Annotated in this window: 23 protein-coding genes, 1 tRNA gene and 1 pseudogene; 14 read left to right on the forward strand and 11 right to left on the reverse strand. The window is 29.6% G+C overall.

Annotated features, from left to right (window positions below):
• Positions 1-78 precede the first annotated feature (78 nt).
• The 7 genes from WAO74_RS02765 (at position 79) to WAO74_RS02795 (ending at position 7,770) form a co-directional block, all read left to right on the forward strand.
• Positions 79-1,677: a sensor histidine kinase gene (locus tag WAO74_RS02765; protein WP_422159481.1), complete on the forward strand. Its 1,599-nt coding sequence runs from the start codon at positions 79-81 to the stop codon at positions 1,675-1,677.
• Positions 1,670-2,347: a response regulator transcription factor gene (locus WAO74_RS02770; protein ID WP_422159483.1), complete on the forward strand. Its 678-nt coding sequence runs from the start codon at positions 1,670-1,672 to the stop codon at positions 2,345-2,347. The genes WAO74_RS02765 and WAO74_RS02770 overlap by 8 nt, the downstream gene beginning before the upstream one ends.
• A 64-nt stretch (positions 2,348-2,411) precedes the next feature.
• Entirely contained in the window at positions 2,412-3,026 is a 615-nt protein-coding gene (locus WAO74_RS02775) for a deoxynucleoside kinase (protein WP_422159485.1), read from the forward strand.
• 479 nt (positions 3,027-3,505) lie between these two features.
• Positions 3,506-4,369 (forward strand): RNA polymerase sigma factor RpoD/SigA, encoded by an 864-nt coding sequence (locus tag WAO74_RS02780; protein WP_316939214.1) that lies wholly within the window; start codon positions 3,506-3,508, stop codon positions 4,367-4,369.
• 94 nt (positions 4,370-4,463) lie between these two features.
• On the forward strand, positions 4,464-5,120 hold the full coding sequence (gene rpe / locus WAO74_RS02785; protein WP_422159487.1) for a ribulose-phosphate 3-epimerase: 657 nt from the start codon (positions 4,464-4,466) through the stop codon (positions 5,118-5,120).
• Positions 5,121-5,123: 3 nt separating this feature from the next.
• Complete coding sequence (locus WAO74_RS02790) at positions 5,124-6,509, forward strand: exonuclease domain-containing protein (RefSeq protein ID WP_422159489.1); 1,386 nt, start codon at positions 5,124-5,126, stop codon at positions 6,507-6,509.
• On the forward strand, positions 6,490-7,770 hold the full coding sequence (locus WAO74_RS02795) for an FAD-dependent oxidoreductase (RefSeq protein ID WP_422159491.1): 1,281 nt from the start codon (positions 6,490-6,492) through the stop codon (positions 7,768-7,770). The genes WAO74_RS02790 and WAO74_RS02795 overlap by 20 nt, the downstream gene beginning before the upstream one ends.
• 4 nt (positions 7,771-7,774) lie before the next feature.
• Here the strand turns inward: WAO74_RS02795 and WAO74_RS02800 are convergent, their stop codons facing one another.
• From WAO74_RS02800 to WAO74_RS02815, 4 genes are all read right to left on the reverse strand, one after another.
• Positions 7,775-8,191 carry a CBS domain-containing protein gene (locus WAO74_RS02800; protein ID WP_422159493.1) on the reverse strand — a complete coding sequence of 139 codons (417 nt, stop codon included), beginning with the start codon at positions 8,189-8,191 and terminating at the stop codon, positions 7,775-7,777.
• A gap of 136 nt (positions 8,192-8,327) precedes the next feature.
• Positions 8,328-8,401: transfer RNA gene (locus WAO74_RS02805), tRNA-Arg, on the reverse strand.
• A gap of 9 nt (positions 8,402-8,410) precedes the next feature.
• On the reverse strand, positions 8,411-8,860 hold the full coding sequence (locus WAO74_RS02810) for a GatB/YqeY domain-containing protein (protein ID WP_422159495.1): 450 nt from the start codon (positions 8,858-8,860) through the stop codon (positions 8,411-8,413).
• Positions 8,861-8,879: 19 nt separating this feature from the next.
• On the reverse strand, positions 8,880-9,326 hold the full coding sequence (locus WAO74_RS02815; RefSeq protein WP_422159497.1) for a retropepsin-like aspartic protease: 447 nt from the start codon (positions 9,324-9,326) through the stop codon (positions 8,880-8,882).
• Positions 9,327-9,481: 155 nt separating this feature from the next.
• On the opposite strand from WAO74_RS02815, the gene WAO74_RS02820 reads away from it, so the two are divergent.
• Positions 9,482-9,943 carry a Na(+)-translocating NADH-quinone reductase subunit F gene (locus tag WAO74_RS02820; RefSeq protein ID WP_422159499.1) on the forward strand — a complete coding sequence of 154 codons (462 nt, stop codon included), beginning with the start codon at positions 9,482-9,484 and terminating at the stop codon, positions 9,941-9,943.
• A 102-nt stretch (positions 9,944-10,045) separates the two neighbouring features.
• Here WAO74_RS02820 and nqrF read toward each other — a convergent pair whose 3' ends face one another.
• The 6 genes from nqrF to WAO74_RS02850 form a co-directional block, all read right to left on the reverse strand.
• Positions 10,046-11,356 (reverse strand): NADH:ubiquinone reductase (Na(+)-transporting) subunit F, encoded by a 1,311-nt coding sequence (gene nqrF, locus WAO74_RS02825; protein WP_422159501.1) that lies wholly within the window; start codon positions 11,354-11,356, stop codon positions 10,046-10,048.
• 6 nt (positions 11,357-11,362) lie between these two features.
• The gene (nqrE, locus tag WAO74_RS02830) at positions 11,363-12,091 is read right to left on the reverse strand and encodes an NADH:ubiquinone reductase (Na(+)-transporting) subunit E (protein ID WP_422159503.1); all 729 of its coding nucleotides are present in this window, start codon (positions 12,089-12,091) and stop codon (positions 11,363-11,365) included.
• A gap of 74 nt (positions 12,092-12,165) precedes the next feature.
• Positions 12,166-12,813, reverse strand: a complete 648-nt coding sequence (locus WAO74_RS02835) for an NADH:ubiquinone reductase (Na(+)-transporting) subunit D (RefSeq protein ID WP_422159505.1) — start codon at positions 12,811-12,813, stop codon at positions 12,166-12,168.
• A 3-nt stretch (positions 12,814-12,816) separates the two neighbouring features.
• Positions 12,817-13,563, reverse strand: coding sequence for a Na(+)-translocating NADH-quinone reductase subunit C (locus tag WAO74_RS02840; protein ID WP_422159507.1), 747 nt, complete (start codon positions 13,561-13,563; stop codon positions 12,817-12,819).
• Positions 13,564-13,565: 2 nt separating this feature from the next.
• Positions 13,566-14,765 carry an NADH:ubiquinone reductase (Na(+)-transporting) subunit B gene (locus WAO74_RS02845; RefSeq protein ID WP_422159509.1) on the reverse strand — a complete coding sequence of 400 codons (1,200 nt, stop codon included), beginning with the start codon at positions 14,763-14,765 and terminating at the stop codon, positions 13,566-13,568.
• A 4-nt stretch (positions 14,766-14,769) separates the two neighbouring features.
• Positions 14,770-16,119, reverse strand: coding sequence for a Na(+)-translocating NADH-quinone reductase subunit A (locus WAO74_RS02850; protein ID WP_422159511.1), 1,350 nt, complete (start codon positions 16,117-16,119; stop codon positions 14,770-14,772).
• A gap of 205 nt (positions 16,120-16,324) precedes the next feature.
• Between WAO74_RS02850 and WAO74_RS02855 the strand changes: the two genes are divergently transcribed.
• The 4 genes and pseudogenes from WAO74_RS02855 (at position 16,325) to WAO74_RS02870 (ending at position 19,126) form a co-directional block, all read left to right on the forward strand.
• Entirely contained in the window at positions 16,325-17,539 is a 1,215-nt protein-coding gene (locus WAO74_RS02855) for a DUF5103 domain-containing protein (protein ID WP_422159513.1), read from the forward strand.
• Between the two features lie 49 nt (positions 17,540-17,588).
• Positions 17,589-17,975 (forward strand): Co2+/Mg2+ efflux protein ApaG, encoded by a 387-nt coding sequence (apaG, locus tag WAO74_RS02860; RefSeq protein ID WP_422159515.1) that lies wholly within the window; start codon positions 17,589-17,591, stop codon positions 17,973-17,975.
• Positions 17,976-18,121: 146 nt separating this feature from the next.
• Positions 18,122-18,268, forward strand: a pseudogene (locus WAO74_RS02865) (DUF3667 domain-containing protein); the annotation flags it as partial.
• A gap of 24 nt (positions 18,269-18,292) precedes the next feature.
• Positions 18,293-19,126, forward strand: coding sequence for a hypothetical protein (locus WAO74_RS02870; protein ID WP_422159517.1), 834 nt, complete (start codon positions 18,293-18,295; stop codon positions 19,124-19,126).
• 8 nt (positions 19,127-19,134) lie between these two features.
• Here WAO74_RS02870 and WAO74_RS02875 read toward each other — a convergent pair whose 3' ends face one another.
• Positions 19,135-19,821, reverse strand: a complete 687-nt coding sequence (locus WAO74_RS02875) for an NRDE family protein (RefSeq protein ID WP_422159519.1) — start codon at positions 19,819-19,821, stop codon at positions 19,135-19,137.
• Positions 19,822-19,924: 103 nt separating this feature from the next.
• On the opposite strand from WAO74_RS02875, the gene pruA reads away from it, so the two are divergent.
• Entirely contained in the window at positions 19,925-21,550 is a 1,626-nt protein-coding gene (gene pruA / locus WAO74_RS02880; protein ID WP_422159521.1) for an L-glutamate gamma-semialdehyde dehydrogenase, read from the forward strand.
• Positions 21,551-21,694: 144 nt separating this feature from the next.
• Positions 21,695-21,904, forward strand: a complete 210-nt coding sequence (locus WAO74_RS02885) for a hypothetical protein (protein WP_422159523.1) — start codon at positions 21,695-21,697, stop codon at positions 21,902-21,904.
• Positions 21,905-21,956: the final 52 nt, after the last annotated feature.

Here is a 21,956-nt window from a genome sequence, read left to right on the forward strand (position 1 = left end):
ATAAGGTTTTCTTAGTTAACGAACGTTAACGAGTGTTAACAGCGCTATTTTATTAAAAAAAGAAATTACCTTTGAAATATGAATACAAAAAAGTACCAATGGATTTTTTACTTTATTGCACTCACAATTGTGGTTACAATTGGTGTGCAATTCTATTGGAATTATAAAAATTACGAAGAAAATAAACAAAGAGTTTCAAACGAAATTCAGTTAAGTTTAGACAATGCTATTGAGGAGTATTACTCTTCTTTGGCCAAAAGTAATTTTTTAACAATTATTGATGATACTGGAAGTGTTCATAAAAAATCTTTACGAGAAAGTTCAATTGGCAAGGTTTTAAATAAATTAAAAAAAAGCAGTTCAGATTCTTTAAAGTCTAAAGTAACTATTACCAACTTAAAATTTACTTCTGACGAAAAAATGTCTACAGAAAAAAGAGATTCTTTATTGCATGCTTCCAAAATTTTTATTAATGAATTTAATTTAAAAGTTGACTCTTTAACAAACAAAAAACATTCAAATAAATTAATTACACAGTTCACTGATGATAAAAATGGTATTACCTTAAATGATGATGGAACCAGTTCAGAAATAAAATATTTTAGAGGTAAAAAAGCAGCAGATAGTTTAAAGCTATTAACCAACTTAAAACCTATTTTTATTTCCTTTTTAGATCAATCTGTAGATTATAAAATTGTAGATTCTTTAATTGATAACCAACTAAAACAAAAAGGAATTAACATTGAAAAACGATTTTTACATTTTAAAAACGATACGCTCTTTAATGTATCTAAAGACACTTTAGATACTGAATATTTTTACTTTGCAAGTTCAAAATCTACCTATTTAAAAGACAACGAAAGTTTCAAACTGTCCTACAGTAGTCCAAATTTTGAGGCATTAAAAAGAAGTTCTACTGGTATTTTTTTATCACTTTTATTATCATTATTAATTATAAGTTGTTTGTTTTATTTGTTGAAAATTATAAATCAACAAAAAGAATTAGCTATTATAAAAAACGATTTAATTAGTAACATTACCCATGAATTCAAAACACCCATTTCAACAGTTTCTACAGCCATTGAAGCAATAGAAAATTTTAATGTACTTGATGATAAAGAAAAAACCAAAAAATATTTAGCAATGTCTTCTTTGCAGCTAAAAAAACTGCATCAAATGGTTGAGAAATTATTAGAAACTGCAACTTTAGACAGTGAACAATTACTCTTAAAAAAAGAAACGATTAATGTTGTTGAAATAACTGAAAAATTGGTATATAAACATCAACTATTAGCCAATAAAAAAGAACTTATTTTTTCATCGAACTTAAAACCTATGAACTTAAATGTAGACGTTTTTCACTTCGAAAATGTCATCTCTAATCTCATTGATAATGCTGTTAAATATGGTGGAAATACTATTGAAATAAATATAAATTCCATAGTAAAATCTACTGAAATTACTATTGCAGATGATGGAAATGGCATTGAAAAAAACCAACAAGAAAAGGTTTTCGACAAATTTTACAGAGTGCCAAAAGGAAATACGCACGATATAAAAGGTTTTGGAATTGGCTTGTATTATTGCAAAAAAATTATTGAAAAACATGGTGGAATAATTTCCCTTTCTTCAGATAAAAAACAAACTATTTTTAAAATAATCATGCCAAATGCCTAAAATAAAAGTTCTTTTAGCCGAAGATGAAGCTAGTCTGGGAATGATTGTAAAAGAGAGTCTAGAAACTAGAGATTTTGTAGTTTTCCATGCAGAAAATGGCGAACAAGGTTTCGAGGTTTATCAAAAAGAAAAACCAGATATTTTGGTTTTAGATGTGATGATGCCAAAAAAAGATGGTTTTACATTAGCCAAAGAAATAAGGCAAGAAAATAAAAGAATTCCTATTATTTTTTTAACAGCAAAATCCCAAACTTCAGATGTTTTAGAAGGCTTTAATCATGGTGGAAATGATTATTTAAAAAAGCCTTTTTCTATGGAAGAATTAATCATCAGAATTAAATCTTTATTAAATAGAATTGAACTAAAAACAAATATCGAAGAAATACAAATTGGAGAATATCTCTTTAATTTCACCAAACAAATATTACAACATCAAAAAAATACCGAAAATTTAACACACAGAGAAGCGCAATTATTGTTTTATCTTTTCGAAAAGAAAAACGAAATTTTAGACAGAACCTTTATATTAAATAAATTATGGGGTAATGACGATTTTTTTAACGCAAGAAGCATGGATGTTTTTATAAGTAAACTTAGAAAAAAATTAAAAAAAGACGACACCATACAAATTATAAATATTAGAGGTTTTGGTTATAAATTAATCTGTTAAACTTTAAAACTCTATAATTTTTAGTACTTTAGCATCCCTTTTTAACTTATAGACTTTAAAAAATATGCACGTTGCAATAGCAGGTAATATTGGCGCTGGTAAAACCACATTAACTAAACTTTTAGCCAAACATTATAAATGGAAACCTCATTTCGAATCTGTTGAAGAAAATCCGTATTTAGACGATTTTTATGCAGAAATGGAACGTTGGTCTTTTAACCTACAAGTTTACTTTTTAAACAGTCGTTTTCGTCAAATTTTAGAATTAAGAGATTCTGCAAAAAGCCTAATACAAGATAGAACTATTTACGAAGATGCTCATATTTTTGCACCCAATTTGTATGCAATGGGTTTAATGACAAATAGAGATTTTAGCAACTATAGCTCTCTATTTGAATTAATGGAAAACTTAGTTACGCCACCAGATTTACTCATTTATTTAAGAGCAGATATCTCTACTTTGGTTAGTCAAATACATAAACGAGGCAGAGATTACGAAAATTCTATCAGTATCGATTATTTAAGTAGATTAAATGAACGCTATGAAGCATGGATTTCTACCTATCAAAAAGGAAAACTTTTAATAATAGATGTAGATAATTTAGATTTTGTAGCCAATCAAGAAGATTTAGGTTATATAATAGACAGAATAGATTCTCAAATAAATGGTTTGTTTTAAAACCATTAAATTTTAAAAATGAAAGAGACCGTTAAAAACGGTCTCTTTTTTTGTGATATAATCACTCATGATAGAAAGTCCCCCAACTTTCTATCAAATCTTACATGAGGTTTAACTCAAAACTTAATTTATTTAAAATTTAATTTTAGTAATTCTTTTTTTTTATTTGATTAAATATGACAAAATCATAAAATAATAACACAATAAATTTCTTTTTAGTATTTATCCGAAAAGTAAAATGAAAAATATTTGTTACAAATATAACTGATAAATTGTTAGTTGTCAAACTACAATTTAAAAAAAAAACTTGATTTAATCAAATAAATCATTTGATTCGCTACTCTACATTTTCAATAAAATATTTCGATCAGAAAAAATACTTTTAAAAAAAATAAATTCTTTTTGTAACATTTTTATCAAAGCTAACGTATAATAAAATGTACAAGGATTATAAATCTTGATATTTTATAGATAATTAGATGAGACAACTTAAAATTACCAAGCAGGTTACTAATAGAGAAACTGCATCTTTAGACAAATATTTACAGGAAATTGGAAAAGTAGACTTAATTACTGCTGATGAAGAAGTAGAATTAGCTCAGCTTATAAAAGCTGGTGACCAAAGAGCCTTAGAAAAATTAACAAAAGCGAATTTACGTTTTGTGGTATCTGTTGCAAAGCAATACCAAAATCAAGGTTTAACATTACCCGATTTAATTAACGAAGGAAACTTAGGTTTAATTAAAGCTGCAAAACGTTTTGATGAAACCAGAGGTTTTAAATTTATTTCCTATGCAGTTTGGTGGATTCGTCAATCTATTTTACAAGCATTAGCAGAACAATCTAGAATTGTACGTTTACCATTAAATAAAATTGGTTCTATTAACAAAATCAACAAAATGTATGCTTTCTTAGAGCAAGAAAATGAGCGCCCACCAAGTGCTGAAGAAATTGCAAAGAAATTAGACATGACTGTGAATGACGTGAAAGAATCTATGAAAAATTCTGGACGTCATGTATCTATGGATGCTCCTTTAATAGAAGGTGAAGATTCTAATTTATACGATGTTTTAAACTCAGGAGAATCTCCAAACCCAGACAGACAGTTATTACACGAGTCTTTAAGAATAGAAATTAATAGAGCTTTAGAAACATTAACTCCAAGAGAAGCAGATGTTGTAAAACTATATTTTGGTTTAGGTGAACACCAACCAATGACTTTAGAAGAAATTGGTGAAACTTTTGATTTAACAAGAGAAAGAGTTCGTCAAATAAAAGAAAAAGCAATTAGAAGATTAAAACATACTTCTAGATCTAAAATTTTAATGACTTACTTAGGTTAATTAAAATGTAAATATCTTATTTAAAACTCTCGAATTAATTTCGAGAGTTTTGTTTTTTATATGATTATTTTTGTAGAAACAAATCAGAAAAAAAATGACTAATTTAATTGCACCATCAATTTTAGCAGCAGACTTTGCCAACTTACAAAGAGATATAGAAATGGTAAATAATTCTGAAGCAGATTGGTTTCACATAGATATTATGGATGGGGTTTTTGTACCCAATATTTCTTTTGGCATGCCAGTTTTAAAGGCAATTACCAAACATGCCAAAAAAACAATTGACGTACATTTAATGATTGTAAATCCAGATCAATACATACAAACCTTTGCAGATTTAGGTGCAAATATTCTAACAGTGCATTATGAAGCTTGCACACATTTGCACAGAACAGTGCAAGCCATAAAATCTGAAGGTATGGATGCTGGAGTTGCTTTAAACCCACACACGCCAATTGCAGTTTTAGAAGACATTATTTTAGATTTAGATTTGGTTTGCTTAATGAGTGTAAACCCTGGTTTTGGAGGACAATCTTTTATAAAAAATACCTATAAAAAAGTAAAACAACTGAGACATTTAATCGAGTTTACAGGCTCTAAATGTAAAATTGAGATAGATGGTGGCGTTACTAATAAAAATGCAAATGCTCTAATTGAAGCTGGCGCAGATGTTTTAGTAGCTGGTAGTTTTGTTTTTAAGAGTGAAAATCCAATAGCAACGATTGCCGATTTAAAAAATATAGTAGGTTAATATTTGTATACTGTTGTAGACATAGAAACCACTGGAAATGGATATAAAGGTCAGAAAATTACAGAGATTTCTATTTTTGTTTTTGATGGTAAAAAAGTAGTTGATGAGTTTACATCACTTGTAAATCCTGAGCAAAACATTCCACCTTTTATTACAAATCTAACAGGCATTACAAATGCGATGGTTAGAAATGCTCCAAAATTTTACGAAATTGCAAAAAAAGTCGAAGAAATTACACAAGACACTATTTTTGTGGCTCATAATGTAAACTTCGATTATAATATTATTCAAGCAGAATTTAAAAGTTTAGGTTTCGATTTTAAACGTAAAAAACTCTGCACAGTTCGCTTATCTAGAAAAATAATTCCGGGTTTAAAATCATACAGCTTGGGCAATATTTGTGTTGATGAAAATATACCCATAAATGGAAGACACAGAGCAAGAGGAGATGCAGAAGCCACCACAGAATTGTTTAGAAGATTAATAGAAAGAGATGATAATTTTATTATCAATTCGTTTTTAAATCCACGTTCTAGACAAGCAACTTTGCCTCCACTTTTAGACAAAAAAGTAGTAGATAATTTACCTGAAACTTTTGGAGTTTACTATTTTAAAAACTTGGCGAAAGAGGTTATTTATGTTGGTAAGGCCAATAATATAAAGCAAAGAGTAATCAGTCATTTTTATGATAAAAAGAAAAAAGAGCAAAACATGTGTTTGGAAACTGCAGATATTTCTTTTACTGAAACTGGCAGCGAATTATTAGCATTGTTGCACGAATCATCAGAAATAAAACAGATATATCCAAAATATAACAGAGCTCAAAGAAGAGCTGGAGAGGCTGTTGCCTTGTTTTCTTATGAAGATCAAAAGGGAATAATTCATTTAGCCTATAATCGTTTAAAATTAGCACCAAACCCTATAACTAAATATTATAATGTTTCTGAAGTTCGGAATCATTTAGAATATTTGTGCAAGGAGTTTGAACTATGTCCAAAATATTGTCATTTACAAACCAATGTTACCACTTGTTTTCATTATCAAATTAAAGAATGTAAAGGAATTTGTTGTGACAAAGAAGCTGTAGAAAGTTATAATTTACGTGTAAAAGAAGCCATAAAATCAGTTGGAATTGGTGCTGAAAATATCGTACTTACAGAAAAAGGAAGAACCAAAAATGAAGTTGGTTTTGCACTAATTATAGATGGCATTTACAAAGGTTTTGGTTATTTAGACAAAGAACAAGATGCTCTATTAACAAACCCTGAAGATTATTTATTTTTTGTTGATTTAAAAAAAGACAACAGAGATATACAAAGAATCTTATCTTTATATTTAAGAAAAAAGATAGAATTAAAAGCATTAGAAAATGGAAAAATCAGCATATAAAATTCATATTGTTGGAGCAGGAATTAGTGGCTTAATTGCTGCACAAGTTTTAGAAAACTATGGTTATTGTCCTACAATAATAGAAGCTTCAGATAAAGTTGGTGGACGTGTAAAAACAGATGTTGTAGAGGGTTATAATTTAGATCACGGATTTCAAGTTTTATTAACTTCTTATCCTGCAGCAAAAAATTACTTAGATTATAATGCTTTGGAACTGCAAGAATTTTTACCTGGTGCAACTATTTTTAAAAATGGAAAACAGCAAACTGTTGGAGATCCTTTAAGGAGTTTTTCTTTGTTAATACCAACGTTATTTTCATCTATTGGTAATTTTTCTGATAAGAGAAAAATCTTAAAATTAAACAGCCTTTTAAAGAAGAAAAAAATAACTCAAATTTTTAAAACAGAAGAAATTACCACTTTAAAATATTTACAAAACTTTGGTTTCTCTGAGGCTATAATTTCTGATTTTTTCAAACCTTTTTTTAGTGGTATTTTTCTAGAAAACAAATTAGAAACCTCAAGTAGAATGTTTGAATTTGTATATAAAATGTTTGGAAATGGTTTGGCTGTTTTGCCTAAAAACGGAATACAAGCAATCGCTTATCAATTAAAATCAAAATTAAAAAACGCAGCATTTAAATTTAATTCACCTGTTAAAGAGGTCCAAGACAGCCAGATTATTTTAAATGATAACACTGTTTTAAAAAGTAATATTACCATTATTGCAACAGATGCGAGTCCGTTAATTTCGAATCTAAAAAACCAAGAAACACAATGGAAAATTTGCGATACTTTATATTTTGAGACTTCAAAAAGAGTCATTCAAAAACCTTTAATTGGTTTAATTGCTGATGAAAACGCACTTATCAATAATATTTTTTATCATACAAGTGTGGCAACTTCATCTAAAGGCGATCAAGAATTATTGTCTGTAACTGTTGTAAAAGAACATCAATTAAATGATTTAGATTTAATCCTGAAAGTAACTGAAGACTTAAAATCCTTTTGTAATATCGATGTAAAAAAGTTTATCAAACACTATCCTATCAAAAAAGCATTACCAAAATTACATAACTTACAATATGAGATTGCAAGTTCTGAAACGAAGTTAAAATCAACCATATTTTTGGCAGGAGATCATTTACTAAATGGTTCCTTAAATGCGGCTATGATTTCAGGAGAAAGAGCTGCAATAGGTGTAATTCAAACTTTAGAAGATGGTTTAATTATAGATGAATTAACATCTGAATACAGTTAATAATTTATAAGTTATTTACTAAATATTTAATTAAATCTGTTGATGTTACAATACCTACCAACTCACCACAATCAACAACAGGTAGTGCATGAAATTCTTTTTCTGATAGTAATTTACCTACTTCTTTTATAGTAGTAGATGGCGATACTAAAAACAAACTTTTAGTCATTACTTGCTTAACTGTATACCAATCGAATAAGCTAGATTCTAAATCTTTATCATCTTCAGAAAGTTCTGAATAGCTAGCTTTTAGGATATCAGAATAACTTAACATACCTACAATAACATTTTTATTTACAACAGGAATATGTCTAATAGCCTTTTTTTTAAAAATTTCTTTTACATCTTCTAGCTTGCTTTCTAGTTGAACTGTAATTAAACTAATACTCATTATTTCTGATACAGGAATATTTCTTATCATATTATATTTTTTTTGATTGAATTTAATTACACAAATTTCATAATAAATCTCTTTTTAAAAAATGATAAATATCAGTAATGCAATATTTTTTGTATAAAAAAAAGTTCAAAATATAAATATTTTGAACTTTTTTATGTGACCACGAAGGGATTCGAACCCCCAACCCTCAGAGCCGAAATCTGATATTCTATCCAGTTGAACTACGCAGCCTTTGTTTTTTTATACTAGGTTTTTCTTAACCAAATTAGAAATGGTTTTACCATCTGCTTGTCCAGCTAATTCTGCGGATACAATACCCATTACTTTACCCATATCTTGCATACCTGAGGCCCCTATCTTTTTTATAGTTGACAATACAATTTCTTCTATCTTTTCTTCTGATAAAGCTTCTGGTAAAAACTGTTCTAAAACAGCAATTTCTGCCAATTCTGGATCTGCTAAATCTTGTCTGTCTTGCTTTAAAAAAATAGCTGCACTATCTTTTCTTTGTTTTACCTGCTTCTGAATAATTTTTATTTCTTGCTCTTTTGTTAATTCTTCTTGAGCGCCTGTTTCTGTTTTTGCTAATAAAAAAGCAGATTTCACAGCTCTTAAAGCTTGTAAAGCAACTGTGTCTTTTGCTTTCATTGCTTCCTTCATTTTATCCATTACTTGTGTTTGCAAACTCATTTTTTTAATTTTTAAATAATTATTTTTTCATTTTTAAATATAGTACATTGTTATTGTAATCTATAACTGCTTTTCCTTTTTGCAGAATGTCAGCACCAATGATGCCATGAACTTTTTTTGCTTTATGTTGTGTTAAAGCCAAATTTACATGCGATAAATCGAACAGCACCAAATGGAATTTTGATATTCTCCAGCCTTCAATTTTAAGTTTATTGTTCTCAGATTGTTGCGTTTCCATATTGGTTGCTCCAGCACCAGCAGCTTTGGTTTCGCTTTCTTTAGCATCCAAATTAAAACGCTCTATTAAATTTAAACCCACACAAGAATTCGAAGCTCCAGTGTCTAAAATAAACCGTCCTTTTACATTATTTATCCGTGCTTTTAACTCTAAATGATTGGTTTGAGTTCTTTTTAATTTAATAGCTATATACTTTTTCTTTTCTAATATCTTTCGGATGCTTTTCATTACTTAGGTTTAAGAAAAATCAAAAATACGATTTAAAATTACGAATTGAAAAAAGTTCTTGTCCAATTTAAAATTATTCAAAATAAAGAAATTAAGACATACTATTTGAATAGAGGTGGTAATTTTCTTATCTTTAAAAAAGCAAAACCTAGTTTATGAAGACATCTAAAAGATTAGAGCAAGCATTAATTAAATTGTATAATGCATATCATAATAACAAATTAAATCCAGAAGATTGCTCAGCTTGTGCTGTTGGTAATATTTTAGATAATTTTGATAGCTGGAAACATTTAACAGAAGGTCATGGCTCTTTACAATTAAGTTATGTTGGTCGAGTTCATCAAAATTTAGGAAGAAAATTTAATGGGTATACACCTCAAGAAATATTACAAATAGAAAAAGTTTTTTTAGAGGCTTGTGGTTTTAAAACTCCACTTTGTCATTACAATCAAAAGCCTAAAAACCCAACTTCAAATGAAGTTTTATTTAATGGATTGTCTGCTGTAGTTGAATTATTATGTGAATTAGATAGTATTCCAAATTTAATGAATCTCTCTAAATTATTTGAACAAGAAAATGGAGAACCTGTTTATCATCTTGAAACTTTTTTAGCATAGTTAATTATATATTCTTATAATTCAAAAGACCGATTCAAATTTGAATCGGTCTTTTTTAATGTACTTAAATACTAAAATAATTTCAGTTATATAACTTTTAGATTATCCTCCAAAGTCATCAAAACGAATGTTTTCATCTGGAATTCCAAAATCTTCTCCCATTTTCTGAACAGCTTTATTCATTAAAGGTGGTCCACAGAAATACAATTCTATATCTTCTGGTGACTCATGATGATTTAAATAATTATCAATTACACAATTATGAATAAAACCTACGAAACCATCACCTGCAGTATCACTAATATCTTTTTTCACTTTCCAGTTATCAGACTCTAAAGGATCTGATAATGCTATAAAGAATTTAAAATTCGGAAAATCTTTTTCTAAAGCTCTAAAATGATCAATATAAAATAATTCTGCTTTAGAACGACCTCCATACCAATACGTAACTTCTCTACCTGTTTTTAGTGTTCTAAATAATTGGTATAAATGAGAACGCATTGGTGCCATTCCTGCTCCACCACCAACATATAACATTTCTGCATCTGATTCGTTAATGAAAAACTCTCCATAAGGACCAGATATTACACACTTGTCTCCTTTTTTTAAATTAAAAATATAAGAAGATGCTATTCCTGGATTTACATCCATCCAGCCACCTTTAGCTCTATCAAAAGGGGGAGTTGCAATACGAACATTTAACATAATTTCTCTACCTTCAGCTGGGTAAGAAGCCATAGAATATGCTCTTTCTACGGTTTCTGTATTTTTCATCACTAAAGGTCTCAACTTAAATTTGTCCCATTCAGCTTCGAACTTATCTGGAGTTTCATGCTCTTCTGGGTGAGCAGTAATATCCATATCAGCAAATTTTACTTCACATGGAGGAATTTCAATTTGAATATAACCCCCTGCTTTGTAACCCATATCTTCTGGAATTTCTACAACAAACTCCTTAATAAATGAAGCTACATTGTAATTTCTAACAACGACTGCATCCCATTTTTTAATTCCAAAAACTTCTTCTGGAATTGTAATGTTCATGTCTTGTTTCACTTTAACTTGACAAGCTAAACGTATTCCTGATTTTAATTCCTTTTTTGTAAAGTGTGGTATTTCTGTTGGTAAAGCTTCTCCTCCACCTTCTAAAACATGACATTCACATTGAACACAAGAACCTCCACCACCACAAGCAGATGGTAAAAATATTTTTTCGTTTCCTAATGTTGTTAAAAGTGAACTACCAGAACCTACTTGAATTTTCTTTTCTCCATTGATAGTAATCGTTACTGGACCAGAAGGAGATAATTTCTGTTTTACAAATAGTAATAAGGTTACTAAAAGTAAAGTTATTAATAAAAAGGCTGCTACTGTTGCAATAACGGTTCCTGTTGTACCTGCTGCTAATATCATTCTTCTTTAATTTATATTTGTATTTTCAGCTACAATTTCTTTAGCTTCTTCTTTTTTAATTTCTTTCTTCTCAATTTTCGCTGCTTCTACAGTTGGTTTTTCTTCCTTTTTTTCATCACCACCAGTTAACATTCCTCCAAAACTCATAAAACCAATTGCCATTAAACCAGTAATAATAAACGTAATTCCTAGACCTCTTAATGCAGGAGGAACTGAAGAATAACGGATTTTTTCACGAATTGCAGCAATAGCAAGAATTGCTAAAAACCATCCTATTCCAGAACCAACTCCGTAAGTTAATGCTAAACCTAGAGTAGGTATTTCGCGCGATTGCATAAATAAACTTCCACCTAAAATTGCACAGTTTACAGCAATTAATGGTAAGAAAATACCCAATGAATTGTATAAAGAAGGTGAGAATTTTTCAACAATAATTTCTACCAATTGAACCATAGTTGCAATGGTTGCAATAAACATGATAAATGATAAGAAACTTAAATCGTAATCTGCATATTCTGCACCTAACCATTTTAAAGCTCCAGGTTGTAATATATATTGATCTAATAACCAGTTTAAAGGCACAGTTACTGCTAATACAAAGATTACAGCAGCTCCTAAACCAACAGCAGTAGATACTTTTTTAGATACAGCAAGGTAAGAACACATTCCTAAAAAGGTTGCGAAAACCATGTTATCTATAAAAATCGATTTAAAAAATAATTCTATATGTTCCATAATATTTTAGTGTTTAGTAATTAGTTTTTAGTGGTTAGTACTTATTCCTAACAACTATCTCCTAAAACCTAAATTTAATGTTCTTCTATTAAAGCTTTGTTTTTACTTCTTTGTATCCAAATGATAATACCCACTACAATTAATGCCATAGGTGATAATAACATGAATCCGTTATTTTCGTATCCAAAACCATACAATCCAGTTTTTTCTATTGGGTCTCCTAAAACCTTAAATCCTAATAAAGTACCAGAACCTAATAATTCTCTAAAAAAACCTACAGCTACTAAGATAACTCCATAACCAACTGCATTTCCTATTCCGTCTAAGAAAGATCTCCAAGGTCCATTTCCTAAAGCAAAAGCTTCGAAACGCCCCATAATAATACAGTTTGTAATAATTAATCCCACAAAAACCGATAGTGTTTTACTTAGTTCGTAAGCGAAAGCTTTCAAAACTAAATCTACTATAATTACTAAAGCAGCAACTACAATTAGTTGAACAATAATTCTAATTTTTGATGGTATAATATTTCTCATTAGAGAAATTACCACATTTCCTAGACCTAATACAAACATTACTGAGATTGCCATTACAATAGAGGCTTTTAACTCTGCAGTAATTGCTAAAGCCGAACAAATACCTAATACTTGAATTGTAATTGGATTATTATCAAATAATGGATCTTTAATTAATGCTACGTCTTTTTTAGACAAAAGTGCCATAATTTATTGTTTTAAGGATTTAAAATAAGGCACATAAAGTGCTAAATCTGATTTTATCATAGCAGATACTCCATCACCAGTAATGGTGGCACCAGCGATTGCATCTACTTCGTAATCTGTTTTATCTTCGTTTTTTGGATCATTGTTCCCTTTGGCTACTGTAATTCCTTTAAAATCTCCAGTATCTGTTAAAAGGTGTTCTCCGTAAAAATCGTCCATAAAATAACGTTGTTTTATGTTTGCTCCAAGTCCAGGTGTTTCTCCTTTATGATCGAAATATGCTCCTTGTACAACCATATTTTCATCCATAGAAACATAACCCCAAATTGCGTCCCATAAACCTTTACCGTAAATTGGTGCTACATAAAACGTTTTGCCATCTTTTTCTCCAACGAACAATGGTAATTTTCTAGTTTTACCATCTTTTGCATTTGCTTGTTGTTTTTTAACATCAATTAAATAAGCATCTTCGCTTTCAGAAATTTTATCTCCTTCTATAACTAATTGTTTTTTGATGTATTTCGAAAATTCAGCACCTGCAACTGATGTAGATACAAAATTTGCACTCGATTCATCATTTTCATTTACACCCATAGCATACAAAATATTTTGTTGCTTTTCTATTCTTTCGTTTTCTTTAATATTTGGCTTTAAAGAAGATGCTGCAAAAGCCAATATAGAACCAACAACTAATACCATTATTATGGCAAAAATCATTGTATAAGCATTACTATCTGTTCTCTTACTCATAATTAGGCAGTTTTAACTTTGACACGTTTTAATCTCTTTTTTACATTTCCTTGAACCACATAATGGTCGATTGTTGGAGCGAATACATTCATCAATAATATTGCTAAAAATACGCCTTCTGGATATGCAGGATTAAACACACGTATCATAATGGATATAAACCCAATTAAGAATCCGTAAATCCATTTTCCCTTATTTGTTTGCGATGCTGTTACAGGATCTGTTGCCATAAAAACTGCTCCAAAAGCCAAACCACCAATCATTAAGTGTTCCCACCAAACAGTATTCATTAAGCCATAGAATTTACTAGATTCTGTAATAATATCTGTAGCAACAATTTGATTGAAAATTAAGCCCATTACAGCTGCTCCAATAAATGTTGATACAATAATTCTCCAACTACCAATTTTTGTAAAAATTAAGAAAGCTGCTCCTAGAAGTATTAAGAAAGTTGATGTTTCTCCAACAGAACCTGGAATGAAGCCCATAAACTTATCCCAAGTAGAATATATTACTTCTTGATTTTGAGCATAACTTCCTAAAATAGTTTCTCCAGAAATTGCATCTGCTGTTCCTGCTCTCTCTACTGCATCATATACCCAAACTTTATCTCCAGACATCCAGGTTGGATATGCAAAGAACAAGAAAGCTCTAATAGTTAATGCAGGATTTAAAATATTCATTCCTGTACCACCAAATACTTCTTTACCAATTACAACTCCAAATACAACTGCTACTGCTAACATCCAAAGTGGAGTATCTACAGGCACAATTAAAGGCACTAACATACCTGTAACTAAGTATCCTTCTTCTACTTCATGTCCTTTTATAACAGCAAAAATAAATTCTACTAAAAGACCAACGCCATAAGAAACAATTACTAATGGTAATACTTTTATGATTCCTATCCAGAAGTTATCAAACGTAAAAAAGTTCGCTAAAACATCTGTTCTTAAAGAACCATCTATAGCTGCATAATGCTGGTAACCTGCGTTAAACATTCCAAACAACAAACATGGTATTAAAGACATAATTACAATATTCATTGTACGCTTTAAATCGTCTGCTGCTTTTATATGAGTTCCTCCATGAGTAACTTCATTTGGTAAATATAAAAAGGTATGGATTGCATTGAATGCAGGAGCCATTTTTGTCCCTTTATATTTCTCTTTTAAATTATGTAAGTTTTGTTTTAAGCTCATAATCTTATCCTAATTCTTGTCTCATTAAATCTAAACCTTCACGAATTATCTTTTGATGTGGTTGTTTAGACACACAAATAAATTCGGTTAATGCAAAATCTTCTGGAGCTACTTCGTAGCCACCTAATGCTTCCATTTCATCTAAATCTTTTATCATAAATGCTTTTAATAATTGCATTGGATAAATATCTAAAGGAAATACATTTTCGTAAGAACCAGTAACCACAAATGCTCTGTGCTCTCCATTTGTATTGGTGTTTAAATCGTATTTTTTATTTGGTGTTAACCAAGAAAAAGTTAATGCTCTAGAAGTTGAGATTTTATTAAAAACAGGCTTATTCCATCCAAAAAATTCATAATCATCTCCTTCTGGAATTGCAGTAATTTGATTATCATAATAACCTAAAAAACCATCTTCTTTTACTTGCTTTCCAGACAATACGTTTCCGCTAATAATTCTTGTATTATCATTCACTAAATTATTGGCAGTAATATCTGAAATTAACGCTCCAGCAATTGCAGTTACATATTGTGGTTTGTTAAATTTAGAACCTGTTAGTGCAATTGTTCTGGTTAAATTAAATTTTCCTGTTAAAAAAAGTTCTCCAATAACAGCCAAATCTTGAGGAGTAATTACCCAAACAACTTCACCTTTATTAATAGGATTTATTTTAGCAATTTGCGTACCAACATTACCTGCAGGATGTGGACCTGAAACTTTATGCAACTCTGCTTGCGTAACATTCGCAAAAATAGCCTCTTCGTTTTTACCAACAGAAACATGAACTTTACCTTCTGTTAATTTAGAAATTGCCTCTAAACCTGCTTTTAATTGTAATTCTTTACCCTTTAAAGTATAGGATAAATCTGCAGCTAAAGGTGCTGTTGAATAACTAGAAATAAAAATTGCTTTTGGGGCTTGATTCGGATTTGCAACCACATCATAAGGGCGTTGTTTTACAAATGGCCAACAACCAGATAGAAATAAATGTTCTTTAATTTCTTGACCAGACATTGTTGTTGGATTTTTTACACCAAAATCTAAATATTCATTTACTGAATCTGCTGCAATTTTTATTGCCAATACCTTTCTTCTTGCTCCACGTTCTATCTCCACAACTTTACCAGAAACTGGACTTGGAAATAAAATGCGTTCATCACTCTTAGAATAAAAAAGTGTGTCTCCCGCTTTTACTTCTGCTCCTTCTTTGGCAACAAGTTTAGGTGTAATTCCGTGAAAATTATCTGGCTTTATCGCATAAATACTACTTAAAGAAATATTAGTAGTCGTTTTTTCTGCTTCACCAACAAGCTTAATGTCTAAGCCTTTTGTAATACGAATGTCTTTTGACATAGTAAATTTGGAATTTTAATTATCTAAAAAAATCATGCAAATTTACGGCTTTTAGCAATTATTTCTAATATATTTATAATGTTATATTTTGTTAAAATTCTTATTTATATTTATTCTAAATAATTGATTCTTAGAAAATCGTTTATTTAGCATTTTGGCTTAAATTTTGATTTATCAATAAAATGAATGCTTATTTTTGTAAGATATGAAGATCTATTTACCAATACTTATTTTGTTTTTTTGTTCAAAAACGATTTCACAAAACTTAAAATCTATCCAATTAAGACCTTTTCAAGAAAATAACTACTCTTCGATTGTGCCTTTAGGAATCGTTTTAGAACTTTCTTTTGATGATTTGGATGCAGATGGAAAAGAATATAAATATAGAATAGAACACATGACTCATGATTGGGAGAAAAGCAGATTGCTTTCCAGCCAATTCATAGATGGTTTTGATGAGAACACTATTATAAATGTTACAAACTCTTTTAACACTTTTCAGAGTTATACACATTATTCTGTTAGAATTCCAAATATAAATACGGTAATTACAAAAAGTGGAAATTACTTATTATCTGTTTTAAATTATAATGATGACGTTGTTTTTACCAGAAAATTTGTTTTGTACGAAAATGCTTCAATTGTTGGTGTGGATGTTTCTAGAAGTAGAAATGCTAAAACCATAAACACGGAGCAAACTGTGGAGTTTACTGTGAATCATCCTAATTTACGAATTAACAATCCTGCACAAGAGGTAAATGTTGTTTTACTTAAAAACGAAAACTGGAATGAAAAAATAACGGATTTACAACCCACTTTTTTTATGCCAAATCAGTTAAAATATACCTATTCTAACAAAACTAATTTCTGGGGAGGAAACGAATATTTGAATTTCGATAGTAAATTTATCAGAAATAAAAGTATTAATACAGTTAGAATAGTATTTGACGATATTTTTAATCATTATTTATATCCTTATAATTATGATGAAAACATAAGCTATAAATACAATCCAGACATTAATGGACAGTTTGTAATTAGAACTTTAGAAGCCAATAATCCAAATACAGAAGCAGATTATGCAATGATGCATTTTACGTTGTATAAAGATGAACCTTTCGAAAATAAAGATGTTTACATTTATGGTGCTTTTAATAATTTTGAAATTGATGAGAATGCCAAAATGGAATATAATTTTGAAGATAAAAGTTACCAAGGTCAAATACTTTTAAAACAAGGTTTTTACAATTACACATTTGCAACTGTAGATGATTATAATAATGTAAATACCAATGATGTAAATGGAAGCTTTTTTCAGACCGAAAATGAATATACAGTGCTTGTTTACTACAAACCTTTTGGAGGTTTATATGACAGAGTAATTGGTGTTGGTTATGGGTATTACAATCAAAATAGATAATATACAGGAAGATTTGTAATTTTTAAACAAATAAGCTACATTTACTGCAATGGTTGAGCAAATAACAAAAGGAATTAAAATTTCGGTAAAAACGAAATACAATGGTGTAAGCTATAGAAATAATAGGTTGTATTATGTTTTTGCCTATTTCATTACGATTGAAAATAAATCTTTAGATACCGTAAAATTAACAAATCGTTATTGGAAAATTTTCGATTCTTTGAACAAAACTGAAATTGTAAATGGCGAAGGTGTTATTGGGCAAACGCCTATTTTAAAACCAAATGATAATTATTCTTATAGCTCTGGTTGTTTTTTAGAATCTAACATAGGAGCTATGAAAGGTTATTATACAATGCAAAACGCAGAAAATTATAAAGATTTTAAAGTGATAATTCCAACATTTCAACTAGCAACACCAACCACATCAAACTAACAAAAACCAAAAATAAGGTAGCCAAAGTTAAAGATCCAGAATGTTTAAATTGTGGACATCCATTTTATGGACATGAAAAATTTTGTCCAGAATGTGGGCAAGGAAACAAAGGAAACCGAATTACTTTTAAGAGTTTTATTTACGAAATTTTTAATGGTCTTTTTGATTTTGATGCCAAGTTTTGGAACACAATTATTCCGCTTTTAACAAAGCCTGGTGCAGTTTCTAGAGATTATATTGATGGTAAAAGACAACGCTATTCCAATCCATTTCGATTTTATTTAACAGTTTCCATTCTCTTTTTCTTAATTATTGGTTTGTCTAAAACCATAGAAAAATATGAAGCTTTAACACAAGAAACTAAAGCAGATATTAATGCAGTTATTTTAAACGATTCTATTTCTGATTATAATAGAGCTGATGAAAAAAAGGAATTAACGCAAGAAAAAATAGATTCAATTAAAAAGGATTTAGATGAGGAGATGAAAAAATCTTTCATTCCAATACCAGAAGTTGCAAGAAAAAAAATAATTGAAGAAGTAGAAAAAGAAGCAAAAGATACTGTAAAAAAGAAAAAAAAAGGAGGCACAAATATTAGTTTTGGTGGCGAAACAAGGTTAGATCAATTTAGCGATTACATTAAAAATAAACCTGACACAAAAATAGACACAGCCCTAGATTCTTTAGGTTATGAAAAAAACTTTACGAATCGATTTTTGTTTACAAGAGCAAAAACAATGTATTCTTTGTCTGATAATGAAGATAAACAGCAACAGTTTTATGGCCAAGTATTATCTTATAGCTCAATCGCGCTATTTTTATTATTACCCTTTTTTACGTTGTCTTTAAAATTTTTCTACATACGAAGAAAGTTTACTTATGTAGATCATTTAATATTTGTATTTCATACACAAACAGTATTTTTTATGCTGTTTTCTATATTTTTACTCTTAAAACTTTGTAAAGTAGACCCTAGTATTTGGATTTTTATCTGTTTGTTTTTGCTATACCTATACTTAGCAATGAAAAAGTTTTATCAACAAGGTTATTTTAAAACTTTTTTAAAATTGATATTGGTAAACATAAGCTATTTCACAGTCTCTGCTATTGGAGCTTCTTTGGTATTTTTAGTTTCTTTTGCCTTGTTTTAAAATTGCAGCTATCTCCTTAGCAAATCAAAATACTCAGTAAAAACGTTTTCATTCTCTTTTTTTATTGATGTAATACTAACAGTTTCTACAAAAGGACGTTTCATTTTCGGAGAAATATCAGGAGTTCCTAAATATTCATTTTTATGAAAATCTAAAATAGCATCCTTTGAAAATTCTTTATTTTCTGTAAGCCAATCTGTAAACCAATCTTCTCGTAACTGTTTCATTTCTGAATTATATAAACTAGAAGATGACCAGATTTTCGGTTCCTGAGGTAGTTTTTTAAAGTGCTTTTTTGTACCATCCCAAACCAACTCATACAATTCTAAATCAATAATATTCCACTCAATTAAAATTAGTGTAAAAGGCTCTATGTCAGTAAAATCGAACTCGTTTATATAATCAATAGCATTTTCAGTAGACAAGATATTTTTTACAATAATCCCTCTACTCATTTTATAATATGTGTTTCTTGTATGGCTTTCAAAACCTCCATTTAATAAACAAACTAATCTATTTTTATTGCTTGTACCAATCCAAGTGCCTCCTGCTAATTCATCTTTTGGATACATTAATTCCACTCCATTTTCTTGATACTTTTTTGGCGGAATTGTTTTTCTTAAGGGAGTTTCATCTCTATTAGAAGTTAAGATAAAATTATTATTTTTTAAAGGAAGATATGTTAAGGTGCACATTATGTTTAGTATAAAAACGAAGCACAAGTTACAAAATCGTTTGATTAAAAATTGTAACTTTGCACTTCAAAAAATAAACGATTAAACTTTAAAAATACACAAAATGGCAAGAGGATTTTTTAATGTTCCAGTTGCAGTAAACGAGCCTGTAAAAGGGTATGCTCCAGGTTCACCAGAAAGAGAAGAATTACTGGCAACTTACAAAAAAATGTTTAACAGCAATATTGATGTGCCTATGCATATTAATGGAAAAGAAGTTAGAACAGGAAACACAAAAAATATTACACCTCCTCATGACCATAAACATATTGTAGGGCAATATCACACAGCTGATAAAAGTCATGTAGATGAAGCAATTTCTACAGCTTTGGCTGCAAGAGAAGCTTGGTCTTCTGTTTCTTGGATGGAAAGAGCTTCTATATTTTTAAAGGCTGCTGAATTATTAGCTGGACCTTATAGAGCAAAAATGAATGCTGCAACTATGATTGCACAATCTAAAAATGTACATCAAGCAGAAATTGACGCTGCTTGTGAAATGATTGATTTCTTTCGTTTTAACGTGCAATACATGACTGATATTTTTAAAGATCAGCCAGCATCTGCACCAGGAATTTGGAACAGAGTTGAGTACAGACCTTTAGAAGGTTTTGTATATGCAATTTCGCCTTTTAACTTTACATCTATTGCAGCAAATTTACCTGCAGCAGCAGCTTTAATGGGAAATGTTGTGGTTTGGAAACCTTCAGATCATCAAGCATATTCTGCTCAAGTAATTGTAGATTTATTTAAAGAAGCTGGTTTACCTGATGGTGTTATTAATGTAGTTTATGGAGATCCTATTATGATTTCTGATACTGTTTTATCTTCTCCAGATTTCTCTGGATTGCATTTTACAGGTTCTACTACTGTCTTCAAAAATCTTTGGAAACAAATTGGTAACAACATTCATACTTACAAAACATATCCAAGAATTGTTGGAGAAACTGGAGGTAAAGATTTTATTTGGGCACACAATTCTGCAAATCCTTTGCAAGTAGCAACAGGAATTACAAGAGGTGCTTTTGAATATCAAGGTCAAAAATGTTCTGCTGCTTCACGTGCTTATATTCCTGCGTCTATTTGGGCAGATGTTAAAAAACATTTAATTGCACAAGCATCAGAATTAAAAATGGGTTCTCCTGAAGATCCAAATAATTTTGTAAATGCAGTTATTCATGAAGGTTCTTTTGATAAAATTGCTAGTTATATTGATAAAGCAAAAGCAGATAAAGATGCTGATATTATCATTGGTGGTAATTATGATAAATCTGTTGGATATTTTATTGAACCAACTGTAATTGTTGCAAAATCGCCAACATTTTCTACAATGACTACTGAACTTTTTGGACCTGTAATGTCCATTTATATTTATGAAGATGCTGAATGGGAGGCTTCTTTAAAATTGGTTGATGAATCTACAGAATATGCTCTAACTGGTGCTATTTTTTCTACAGATAGATATATTGTTGAAAAAGCTTCTAAAGCTTTAGAAAATGCTGCTGGGAACTTTTATATTAATGACAAACCAACAGGAGCAGTTGTTGGTCAGCAACCATTTGGAGGTGCAAGAGCTTCTGGAACAAATGACAAAGCTGGTTCTGCTCAAAACTTATTAAGATGGACTTCTGTAAGGTTGATAAAAGAAACATTTGTAACTCCACAAGACTATAAATATCCTTTCTTGGGATAATTAATTTTAAATATTTAGAAAAAACCGTATCATAATTTTTGATACGGTTTTTTTATTTATCTTTCTTTAGTAAAAATTCTTTACTCATGGATTATAAATATTTAATGTATGCACATTTAATAACTGTTGTTCCCTGTTTTTTTTATGGGAGGTTATCTTTTAGCCGTAAAAAAAGGAACTCTATTTCATAAATCATTAGGTAAAGTTTACACGACATTAATGTTTACAACTGCCATTATTACTTTATTTATGCCAGCATTTGTTGGACCTCAATTTTTAAATCACTTTGGCTATATTCATCTTTTTAGTTTACTAACACTTTATAGTGTGCCAACTGCAATTATCGCTATATAAAAAGGACAAGTAAGAAAACACAAAGTAAAAATGATTATTCTTTACATGGGTG

The organism is Polaribacter sp. (genome assembly GCF_049276715.1).
Taxonomy (GTDB): domain Bacteria; phylum Bacteroidota; class Bacteroidia; order Flavobacteriales; family Flavobacteriaceae; genus Polaribacter.

Coding starts and splice junctions, on each gene's coding strand:
- WAO74_RS02765 (WP_422159481.1), top strand. CDS start 79: ATGAATACAAAAAAGTACCAATGGATTTTTTACTTTATTGCACTCACA.
- WAO74_RS02770 (WP_422159483.1), top strand. CDS start 1,670: ATGCCTAAAATAAAAGTTCTTTTAGCCGAAGATGAAGCTAGTCTGGGA.
- WAO74_RS02775 (WP_422159485.1), top strand. CDS start 2,412: ATGCACGTTGCAATAGCAGGTAATATTGGCGCTGGTAAAACCACATTA.
- WAO74_RS02780 (WP_316939214.1), top strand. CDS start 3,506: ATGAGACAACTTAAAATTACCAAGCAGGTTACTAATAGAGAAACTGCA.
- rpe (WP_422159487.1), top strand. CDS start 4,464: ATGACTAATTTAATTGCACCATCAATTTTAGCAGCAGACTTTGCCAAC.
- WAO74_RS02795 (WP_422159491.1), top strand. CDS start 6,490: ATGGAAAAATCAGCATATAAAATTCATATTGTTGGAGCAGGAATTAGT.
- WAO74_RS02800 (WP_422159493.1), bottom strand. CDS start 8,191: ATGATAAGAAATATTCCTGTATCAGAAATAATGAGTATTAGTTTAATT.
- WAO74_RS02810 (WP_422159495.1), bottom strand. CDS start 8,860: ATGAGTTTGCAAACACAAGTAATGGATAAAATGAAGGAAGCAATGAAA.
- WAO74_RS02815 (WP_422159497.1), bottom strand. CDS start 9,326: ATGAAAAGCATCCGAAAGATATTAGAAAAGAAAAAGTATATAGCTATT.
- WAO74_RS02820 (WP_422159499.1), top strand. CDS start 9,482: ATGAAGACATCTAAAAGATTAGAGCAAGCATTAATTAAATTGTATAAT.
- nqrF (WP_422159501.1), bottom strand. CDS start 11,356: ATGATATTAGCAGCAGGTACAACAGGAACCGTTATTGCAACAGTAGCA.
- nqrE (WP_422159503.1), bottom strand. CDS start 12,091: ATGGAACATATAGAATTATTTTTTAAATCGATTTTTATAGATAACATG.
- WAO74_RS02835 (WP_422159505.1), bottom strand. CDS start 12,813: ATGGCACTTTTGTCTAAAAAAGACGTAGCATTAATTAAAGATCCATTA.
- WAO74_RS02840 (WP_422159507.1), bottom strand. CDS start 13,563: ATGAGTAAGAGAACAGATAGTAATGCTTATACAATGATTTTTGCCATA.
- WAO74_RS02845 (WP_422159509.1), bottom strand. CDS start 14,765: ATGAGCTTAAAACAAAACTTACATAATTTAAAAGAGAAATATAAAGGG.
- WAO74_RS02850 (WP_422159511.1), bottom strand. CDS start 16,119: ATGTCAAAAGACATTCGTATTACAAAAGGCTTAGACATTAAGCTTGTT.
- WAO74_RS02855 (WP_422159513.1), top strand. CDS start 16,325: ATGAAGATCTATTTACCAATACTTATTTTGTTTTTTTGTTCAAAAACG.
- apaG (WP_422159515.1), top strand. CDS start 17,589: ATGGTTGAGCAAATAACAAAAGGAATTAAAATTTCGGTAAAAACGAAA.
- WAO74_RS02875 (WP_422159519.1), bottom strand. CDS start 19,821: ATGTGCACCTTAACATATCTTCCTTTAAAAAATAATAATTTTATCTTA.
- pruA (WP_422159521.1), top strand. CDS start 19,925: ATGGCAAGAGGATTTTTTAATGTTCCAGTTGCAGTAAACGAGCCTGTA.
- WAO74_RS02885 (WP_422159523.1), top strand. CDS start 21,695: ATGGGAGGTTATCTTTTAGCCGTAAAAAAAGGAACTCTATTTCATAAA.